At 55.3% G+C, this 9,037-nt stretch carries 8 protein-coding genes; 1 reads left to right on the forward strand and 7 read right to left on the reverse strand.

Going from position 1 to position 9,037, the window contains the following annotated elements; genetic code table 11:
• From Q0362_RS02865 to Q0362_RS02890, 6 genes are all read right to left on the reverse strand, one after another.
• On the reverse strand, positions 1-1,346 hold a 1,346-nt coding region (locus tag Q0362_RS02865), incomplete at its 3' end, for an aldehyde dehydrogenase family protein (RefSeq protein WP_298119563.1).
• Between the two features lie 108 nt (positions 1,347-1,454).
• Entirely contained in the window at positions 1,455-2,264 is an 810-nt protein-coding gene (locus tag Q0362_RS02870; RefSeq protein ID WP_298119565.1) for an HpcH/HpaI aldolase/citrate lyase family protein, read from the reverse strand.
• A complete protein-coding gene (gene hpaH / locus Q0362_RS02875) occupies positions 2,249-3,034 on the reverse strand; it encodes a 2-oxo-hept-4-ene-1,7-dioate hydratase (RefSeq protein ID WP_298119568.1) in 786 nt (261 codons plus the stop codon). Before hpaH ends, Q0362_RS02870 begins: the two co-directional genes overlap by 16 nt.
• 115 nt (positions 3,035-3,149) lie before the next feature.
• Entirely contained in the window at positions 3,150-3,908 is a 759-nt protein-coding gene (locus Q0362_RS02880; protein WP_298119570.1) for an SDR family NAD(P)-dependent oxidoreductase, read from the reverse strand.
• A gap of 25 nt (positions 3,909-3,933) precedes the next feature.
• Positions 3,934-5,142, reverse strand: a complete 1,209-nt coding sequence (locus tag Q0362_RS02885; protein ID WP_298119572.1) for a multidrug effflux MFS transporter — start codon at positions 5,140-5,142, stop codon at positions 3,934-3,936.
• Complete coding sequence (locus tag Q0362_RS02890) at positions 5,139-6,761, reverse strand: thiamine pyrophosphate-dependent enzyme (RefSeq protein ID WP_298119575.1); 1,623 nt, start codon at positions 6,759-6,761, stop codon at positions 5,139-5,141. Before Q0362_RS02890 ends, Q0362_RS02885 begins: the two co-directional genes overlap by 4 nt.
• 192 nt (positions 6,762-6,953) lie before the next feature.
• On the opposite strand from Q0362_RS02890, the gene Q0362_RS02895 reads away from it, so the two are divergent.
• Positions 6,954-8,411, forward strand: a complete 1,458-nt coding sequence (locus Q0362_RS02895) for a benzaldehyde dehydrogenase (protein ID WP_298119578.1) — start codon at positions 6,954-6,956, stop codon at positions 8,409-8,411.
• Between the two features lie 146 nt (positions 8,412-8,557).
• On the opposite strand, the gene Q0362_RS02900 is transcribed toward Q0362_RS02895, so the two are convergent.
• On the reverse strand, positions 8,558-9,037 hold a 480-nt coding region (locus Q0362_RS02900), incomplete at its 5' end, for a VOC family protein (RefSeq protein ID WP_298119580.1).

The raw sequence follows: 9,037 nt of genomic DNA on the forward strand, positions 1-9,037 counted from the left end.
CCGTAACCGGACTGCTTGGATCCGCCGAAAGGAATCATGGGGTGTACGCCACCGTGAGAGTTGATCCAGACAGTTCCAGAAACAATCTGAGAGGCAACCTCACGCGCCTTGGATGAATCAGCTGACCAGACCGAAGCACCGAGACCTACGTCAACACCATTAGCCATAGCAATGGCGTCCTCGAGCTTGCTGTAGCGGATGACAGGAAGTGCTGGGCCGAACTGTTCTTCCTGAACCAGTGGGTTGTCGTTAGGAACGTCCGCCACGATGGTTGCAGGGTAGAAGTATCCGGGCTGGTCGCGGTCAGGGTTGCCACCAACCATGACACGTGCGCCAGCGCTCTTTGCCGATTCCACAAGGCGGTCGACAATGTCGAACTGTGCCTTGTTCTGAAGCGGACCAAGAACGTTGTCCTCATCAGTGCCCACGCCCATGGGCATGGAGCCTGCAACGGCACTGAGCTCAGCAACAACTTCGTCATAGACGTCATCGTGAACATAGAGACGCTTCAGTGCAGCACAGGTCTGACCTGTGTTGATGAATGCACCCCAGAACAGATCCTGAGCAATGGCTTTGGGGTCAACGTCGGGAAGAACGATACCTGCGTCGTTTCCACCAAGCTCCAAAGTCAAACGCTTCACGGTGTCAGCAGAGCTGCGGATAATCGCCTTACCAGTTGCTGTAGAACCGGTGAACATGATCTTTCCAATAGTGGGGTGAGAGGACAGGCGTGCGCCAACTTCTCGGTCGCCAGATACGCCGGTGAGGACACCTGCAGGGAGAACGGTGTTGAGAACGTGAATCAGTGCGAGAACGCTCAACGGGGTGTATTCCGAAGGCTTGACAACCACGGTGTTACCCATGCGCAAAGCAGGAGCAATCTGCCACACCGAAATCATCACGGGCCAGTTCCAGGGTCCAATTGCGCCAACTACACCAATGGGGCGGTAGGTAATCTCAGCGTGACCACTCTCATCGTCAACGACAACCTCAGTCTCGAGCGCAGTTGCAGCTGCAGTGCGAAGCCAGGCAGATGCTCCACCAATTTCAAAACGAGCGTTGGGGCCGTTCAGAGGCTTGCCCTGTTCGCGGCTGAGGAGTTGAGCCATAGCTTCGGCGTTCTCATCGAGTGCGTCAGCCGCAGCCATCATGATTTCACTGCGCTTCGCGTGACCAAGAGCAGCCCATGCGGGTTGAGCCTTCTCGGCAGCATCGACGGCTGCGTCGAGGAATGCAACGCTGTGAACGGGAGCTTTGCCCACCAGTTCACCGGTTGCGGGGTTCAAAATGTCGCGTGATTCACCGGTTGGCGCAATTGCAGCGAGTAAAGATTCTAGGGTTTCCATGGTGTCTCCTCTTTGAGTCCAGAGTGTTGAACTCAACGATTCCATAGGGGCACACAAAGTGCCACACAATAGAGCGCACAGCGGTTGCCTATCTGTGCAATAACTTCCTTAGTAACTAATTCGTGACGATTCATCGGCTGTGCCGATGAATCGGTCTGCGAGTGCTTCTGTAGCTCTAGCGAGCAAAGCAACATCTGCACCGACCAGGATGAAGTCCACTCCAGCAGCGATGTAACGGTCTGCTGTTGCAGGCGCGAAGGCGTTTACGCCGACGCGAATACCAGCCTTCTTGGCCTGGGCGATAGCAGCCTCAACCGAAGAAACGACGTCTTCATGATCCTGTTGTCCGAGCAATCCCATGCTGGCCGCGAGGTCAGAGGGGCCGATAAAGATTCCATCAATTCCCTCAACGGCAAGGATTGAATCCAGATTCTTCATCGCTTCGACGGTTTCAATCTGAACAAAGAGAGAGATGTAGTCGCTCGCGCTTCCGAGGTAGCCCTCGATGCGGTTCCACATCGATGCGCGGGCTAGAGCACTTCCTACACCGCGAATACCCAGAGGGGGATAGCGCACAGCGCGCACGAGCGCTGCTGCTTCCTCGGCGGTATTGACCATGGGGATGAGGAGATTTTGAACTCCCAAGTCTAGGTATTGCTTGATCAGGTTGGCGTCTCCGTGAGGCGGGCGAACCATAGGTGTTGCGGGGTGACCATAAACCGCCTGGAGCTGCATCAAGATTGACTGCAAATCATTGGGTGTGTGCTCAGCATCGATGAGAAGCCAGTCCACGCCAGAGCTGGCACAGATTTCGGCAACGGTTGAGTTGCCGGAGCACACCCACACACCGACCTGTGAACGGTTCGACTCAGCCATGCGCTGAGCAAAGTTAGCTTCTGCGTTTAGACGAATTGGCATGTGATTGAGCCTAACGGTCCGTAGTCAGCGTGCACGGTGTCGCCCTTGTAAACCCACATGGGTCGAGTAAACGAACCAGCAAGAATGATTTCTCCAGCTGCCATCGAGTCACCATGCGCGTGAATTTTATTGGCTAACCAGTGCACGCCAGCTGCTGGGTGATTAAGAACAGCCGCGGCGACACCAGATTCTTCAATGGTTTCGTTGCGATACAGCAGGGCAGAGATCCAGCGCAGGTCTACGTCGGTAGGTTTGACGGGGTTTCCGCCAATGACCATCGCACCCATCGCTGCATTGTCCGAGATGGTGTCGACGATGGTGCGACCCTCCATCTCAATGTGCGCGCTCAGAATCTCGAGCGCGGGCATGACATATGCCGTTGCGTCGAGAACATCTGTGATTGTTGCATGGGGGCCGCTCAGCGGCTTGCCCAAAACAAAGGCGAGCTCAACTTCGATACGAGTGTTGATGAACTGATCAATGTCAATGACGGAACCAGTTTCATAGACCATGTCGTCAAAGATGATGCCGTAGTCAGGTTCGGTGATGCCGGTTGCAACCTGCATCACCTTTGAGGTGAGGCCAATCTTGCGGCCGACCAAGCGACGTCCTGCGTCAATACCGCGCTGTTTCCAGATGCCCTGAATTGCATATGAATCTTCAACAGTCATGCCGGGGTAACGAGCAGTGATGAGGGGAATAGGCACGCCCGTCTTCTCTGCCTCGACAAGTTCGTCTGCAATTGCGGTGCGGGTAGCGTCATCCATCATGATTCAAGGTTACTCAGTGCATTCTCTGTGCGGGAATAAGGCAAGAAGTTTTGTGCCCTGAAACGCCAATTCGTGTGCAGTCATGGCACAGCAGGTCCCAGGTGCGATGCCGTTGCTAGCCAGCCATTCCGCCGTCAACTCGGAAAGTTGTCGAGGTGATCATTTTGGAGTGAGGTCCAGCTAGGAAGAGCATTGCTTGCGCGATTTCATCCATTTCGGCGTGACGACCGAGTGGAATCAGTTCGTTAAAACTGGCGTTTGCTTGGCTGGCGTCAAGTCCTGTCATGCGTTCTTCGATGTCATTTTGGAAACCGTTATTGACTGGACCTGGGTTCACTGTGTTAACGCGAATGCCTCGAGGGGCAAGTTCCGCTGCTAGAGATTTCATAAAACCAACCTGTGCATGTTTGGCCGTTGCGTAGGCAGAAACCTTGGGTGGGCCTACGAGCCCTGTCACGCTCGAAGTAATAATGATGCTGCTCTGGTCCGGGATAAAGGGGAGCGTCGCTTGGACGGTGTTGAAAGTACCCATGACATGCACCTCAAGTACTCGGGCAAAAACTTCAGCAGGGTAGGTTGCAACCTCGCTCGCCGCCCCGCTGATTCCTGCATTGCAAATCAATACATCAATCAGGGGATGTTGCGCTGTAATCGAGGCCACCACTGCATCTAACTGATCACGCTGTGTTACGTCCGCTTGGTGGGTAAAGAAGCGGGGACTGACTAAATGTGGGGGGAGGGAGCCTTCGGACGGGGAATTAAGGTCAACGGCATGAACTATCGCTCCCTCGCTGTGAAAGAGGTCAGCAGTTGCTAACCCGATACCGCTGATACCCCCGGTGATGAGGACTACTTTGTTCTCGAGAATTGCCATGGCGCTTCCAGTCGGGGTGTGAGGGTTAAGGACGTGAATGGAGAAAACGGTAACCAGCTGTGGCGGTCGCCACCGCGCCAGCGGTAGCGATGCTTCCGACCATGAGGAATCCCACGAGTGGTTGCGGGCTGGCGAGTGCGGTCAGTGAAGATGCGATTCCTGCCGATACAAACTGGAAAGAGCCCACCATGGCTAGTGCAGTTCCACTGGCGTAGCGAACAGGAGCAATAGCGAGTGATGTCGAGGGGCCAAAAACAAAACCCATGCTGGTGGCGAGCAAAAACAGGCACACCGCGACAGTCCATAAGTTGACGGTGTTGGTGCTGGTGAGAAAAATCAGGGATACCATCGACAGTCCCTGGAGGGTCAGGCCGAAGAGAATGATTCGTTCAGGTGCAAACCGGTGAGCTAGCCGTGAAGTGAGCAAGCTCGCACCCACAAGTCCGACCCCGTTGAGAGCAAAGTCAGCGGCATAAATCTGACTGGAGACACCCAGGGTTGACTGGAAGATGAATGAAGAAGTAGAGATATAGGCAAAAAGCATGCCGAACCCCAGCCACATCGTCGCGGCAAAGAGGAGGTATTGCCTGTTTCGAAGCACCTCACTCATTAACGCAATAACTTTGAAGGGGTGTGCTGATTGGCGAGCTTGGGGGCTGAGCGTTTCGGGAACGAACATCATGGCACCCAATACCCCCGCCACGGCAAATACTGACAATCCAGCGAAGATTGTCCGCCAATCCCCGAAGCCAAGCAAGATGGCGCCGGCAACGGGGCCAATAATCGGTCCCAAGCTCACCACCATCTGGAGCAGTGAGAAGTACTTTGTAGCTTGTGACCCGGTCGTTTTATCGGCAATCACAGCACGACCCGTCACCAACCCGGCAGCAGAACCAATACCCAACACAACGCAGGAGAGGAGCAACGTGGAAAGGTTTTCGGCTTTACTCGCTGAAAGCGCCGCAATGGCAACCACAAGCCCACCGCTGATCATCAATCGACGTCGGCCAAAGCGATCTGAAAGGGCGCCAATGACGAGTTGCCCTGTAGCCATTCCCAACGTGTAGAGAGAAAGGGTCAGTCGAATATTGGATTCGGACGTTCCCAAATCGGCTGCCATCTGAGGTAGAGCGGGGAGGTAGATATCAGTGCCAAATGGCCCAAGAATTCCAATAATTCCTAGGGCAAACAAAGTGGTGACAGGTATTGCTCTCCGAGAAGCAGATTCGGTCATGGAGCGAAGGTCAGTTCAGGTTCAACATCCACAACCAGAGTCAACGCGCTAGTTCTCGTAGTGAGAGTGGGGATGATCTCGTCAAGGAGAGTAATCATCTGGTCATAACTTGAGATTCGAGTGGCCGAGACTCCCAGGCTTTCGCTGAGCTGGACAAAGTCAATTTCATCGAATGCAGGCCAGGCAGGCCCACCCTTCCCGAACTTATCTGCCAGGCGGTCCATGACGGCATAGCGATTGTTGTTCAAAATAATGAATAAACAGCCCACGTTGTAGTGGCGCGCACTCCAGAGGCCTTGGATGCCATACATCGAAGAGCCATCGCCCAGGACGGCAACAACGGGTCGTTCCGGTGCGCCCATTTTGAGGCCAATGGTGGCAGGCAGACCGAATCCGAGACCGCCCATGGCGGCACTGATGAAGCCTTGTGGTTCACGGGCTGGCAATAAGTCGTGGAGGTCTGGTCGGCTACTGGGGGTCTCTTCTACCACGATCGTGTGGGAGCTTAACCGCTCAGCCAGTGCGGCCATGAGGTGTGAAGCACGCAGCGGTTCTCCGGATAGGGGGGCGCTAGGTGCTGGCCTACGCTTCACGACCAGTGCCTTGCGTGAATCGCGGGACGTGGTTTGTTCGGTGAGTTGCTTGAGGGAAGTCGGCAAGGAGCCAATGACCGATATATCGGCAGGCGAGCGCAGAGCTTCATCAGTGTCTTCAGTGATGAGAAGAACAGTTGTTCCCTCCGGGAACATAGGTCCAGCTTCGAAGTTGTATTGCCTGAAAACAGGCGCACCTAAGGCAAGAATCAGGTCAAACTCAGCGAGTTGTGTGCGCACGACAGATCGTGCTGCGGAGAGGAAGCCAGCAAAGTTAGGGTGATCCTGAGGGAAACCTGCTTGCCCGGCGAAAGACTCTTGGAAGACCGGCACATGCAGATGCTCAGAAAGTCGCACCGCTTCAGCCCAGCCCTCAACGCTGTCATTTCCGGCACCGGCAATGATGACCGGGTGCTTGGCCAAGTTGATGCGGTGGGCGAGCTGGGAAATGACTTCCGGAGCAACAGTCGTGCCGCGTTCCACGCGAGCTGGGGCCGCAAAAACATGGTCGGGGTCGGCTAACTGGCTCCAGTCATCCATCGGGACGACCACGATTGCGGGACCGCGGCGAAGTCGAGCTTCGTAAATGGCGCGGGCAATAGCCGCTGGAACATCCTGCGCGGTTACAGGCTCGTTGAACCACACTGGGTACTCGCCTGCGAGGCCTCTCAGTTTTCCAGCGAGGAATGGCTCGGTTGCAAGATGGCGACGGTCCTGTTGGCCCACAATGATGGCAATGGGAGCGCGGTTCACTCGCGCAGTGGCGATAGCTCCAATTGCATTGCCTAAACCAGCAGTGGTGTGCACAATTGCCAGTGCTGGCTCACCTGTGGCGATGGCCAGGCCAGTAGCCATGCCGATGACAGAGCCTTCGTGCAGAGCAAGAGTGAACTGGAGGTCTTCAGGGAAGTTGGACAGCAGGCTGATCTCTGTAGAGCCAGGGTTTGCAAAAATGCGGCTTATTCCGGCATCTCTCATCACATTTAAGGCTGCGTCACGCACTGAGATTGCAGGGGAGTTCGACATGGGGTTTCCTCCAGGAATGCACAACTATGTGAATCTCCTAACTATTGCACCGGAGTTGAGTTTTTGGAACAATCAAGCAATGCACTTGCGCGGATGGACAAGTGATTGACATTTTGTGCACGGTATTCTCCTAATCAGACCTGTGAGGCGTTTGCCCCAGAGGTGACGAATGAAAGGTCTCAAGGAGGAGACATGACACTTCTCGATCCCGCTCTCTGGAGCGACAAAATCTTTATCAACGGCTGGGTTGCTGCCGGTGGAGGTACCCGCGATGTGGTTTCCCCCGCCACTGGTGAAAAGCTTGGTTCCATCGGTGTTGCTTCCGTCGAAGACGTCAACAAGGCAGCTCATGCTGCTGCGGCAGCCCAAAAGGAATGGGCGGCACAAAAACCTGAAGCTCGTGCGGCTGTTCTTCGCCGTGCAGGTGAACTCTGGGAAAAGCATGCCGAAGAAATTCACGGTTGGCTGATTAAAGAAGCCGGTTCTATTCCCCCCAAAGCAGGACTTGAGACCCACATCGCAGCGAATGAATGTTTCGAAGCTTCTGCACTTCCCACTCACCCGATGGGTGACGTTCTTCCATCGAACGAAGATCGCTGGAGCATGTCACGTCAACGCCCCGCAGGTGTTGTCACCGTCATTGCACCCTTCAACTTCCCACTGATTCTCTCGATCCGTTCGGTTGCGCCTGCGATTGCACTGGGTAACGCCGTCATTCTCAAGCCAGACCCTCGCACCGCTGTAGGTGCAGGTGTGTCACTGGTTCGCATCTTCCAGGAGGCTGGCCTTCCTGATGGTGTTCTTCAGCTGGTCAACGGTGGTGTTGATGTCGGTGAAGCTGTAGTTGCGGCCCCCGAAGTTCGCGTTGTTTCCTTCACAGGTTCTACTGCTGCTGGTCGCAAGGTAGGCGAGCTCGGAGCCCGCCACCTCAAGCGAACTCACCTGGAACTCGGTGGAAACAACGCCCTGATCATCCTTCCTGGTGCAGATCTGGCAAAAGCAGCATCTGCTGGAGCTTTTGGCTCCTTCATGCACCAGGGCCAGATCTGCATGACCACTGGTCGTCACATCGTGCATGAGTCACTTCATGATGAATACGTTGCACTGTTGTCAGAGAAGGCGTCACACCTTCCTGTGGGAAACCCCGCCACCGAGCAGGTCGCATTAGGGCCAATCATCGACGCGAACCAGACTGCTCGCGTGCAGTCCATCGTCGATGCCACGGTCGCAGCCGGTGGAACATTGGCTGCTGGCGGAACTCACGAAGGCAACTTCTTCAAGCCCACCGTGCTCTCGAACCTGACCCCAGAAATGAGCGCATGGAAGGACGAGATCTTCGGCCCTGTCGCTCCTGTGATCAAGTTCTCCACGACCGAAGAAGCCATCGCATTGGCTTCTGAAGGTGACTACGGCCTGTCCTTGGGAATCCTCGGAGATGTGGGAGAAGCGATGAAGATTGCGGACGCAATCAACAGCGGAATCATCCACATCAACGAGCAGACCGTTTCCGACGAAGCAAACATCCCCTTCGGTGGCGTGGGAGCTTCGGGTACAGGTTCACGTTTCGGTGGCGCAAAGGCCAACATCGAGGCTTTCACCGAGACACAGTGGCTCACACTGCGCCCCGAGATTGCGCCATACCCCTTCTAAAAAGCATTCGCAGCGCGAACTGATACGACAAGGGCCAGATTCCTGAAATGGAATCTGGCCCTTGTCTTTCCCCTGACAGAGCTTCGTCATGGTGAGAAAAACATGATGCCCATCCAATGGATGGGCATCATGTCACTCAAGGTGTTTTAGAGCTGGTTACCCAACTTGAATTCGCCCTTTTTCCAATCAGGCATCTCTTCGCCTTCGCGGCCGTAGGAGAAGCCATCTGCACCGATGGTGACTGCCATTTCAGAGGCGTCCGTTCGGGCAATGATGGGCTGAGGGTTACCATCGAGGTCGAGAACCAGTGATGCGTCGGTGTACCAAGAAGGCACGACGGGGGTGCCCCACCAGTCACGACGCTGGTTGTCGTGAACGTCCCAGGTGACAACGGGGTTGTCAGGGTCGCCGGTGTAGTAGTCCTGGGTGTAGATCTCTACGCGGTGACCGTCAGGGTCGCGCAGGTAGAGGTAGAACGCGTTCGAGACACCGTGACGGCCGGGACCGCGCTCGATGTGGTCCGACATGCGCAAAGCACCAAGCTTGTCGCAGATAGCTAGGATGTTGTGCTTCTCGTGGGTAGAGAAAGCAACGTGGTGCATACGTGGACCATCGCCACCGGTCAT

Source organism: uncultured Aurantimicrobium sp. (assembly GCF_936931525.1).
Lineage (GTDB): Bacteria > Actinomycetota > Actinomycetes > Actinomycetales > Microbacteriaceae > Aurantimicrobium.

Bases quoted from the DNA above. Each gene is read 5' to 3' on its own strand.
- Q0362_RS02890 (WP_298119575.1), bottom strand. From the start codon at position 6,761: ATGTCGAACTCCCCTGCAATCTCAGTGCGTGACGCAGCCTTAAATGTG.
- hpaH (WP_298119568.1), bottom strand. From the start codon at position 3,034: ATGATGGATGACGCTACCCGCACCGCAATTGCAGACGAACTTGTCGAG.
- Q0362_RS02880 (WP_298119570.1), bottom strand. From the start codon at position 3,908: ATGGCAATTCTCGAGAACAAAGTAGTCCTCATCACCGGGGGTATCAGC.
- Q0362_RS02870 (WP_298119565.1), bottom strand. From the start codon at position 2,264: ATGCCAATTCGTCTAAACGCAGAAGCTAACTTTGCTCAGCGCATGGCT.
- Q0362_RS02895 (WP_298119578.1), top strand. From the start codon at position 6,954: ATGACACTTCTCGATCCCGCTCTCTGGAGCGACAAAATCTTTATCAAC.
- Q0362_RS02885 (WP_298119572.1), bottom strand. From the start codon at position 5,142: ATGACCGAATCTGCTTCTCGGAGAGCAATACCTGTCACCACTTTGTTT.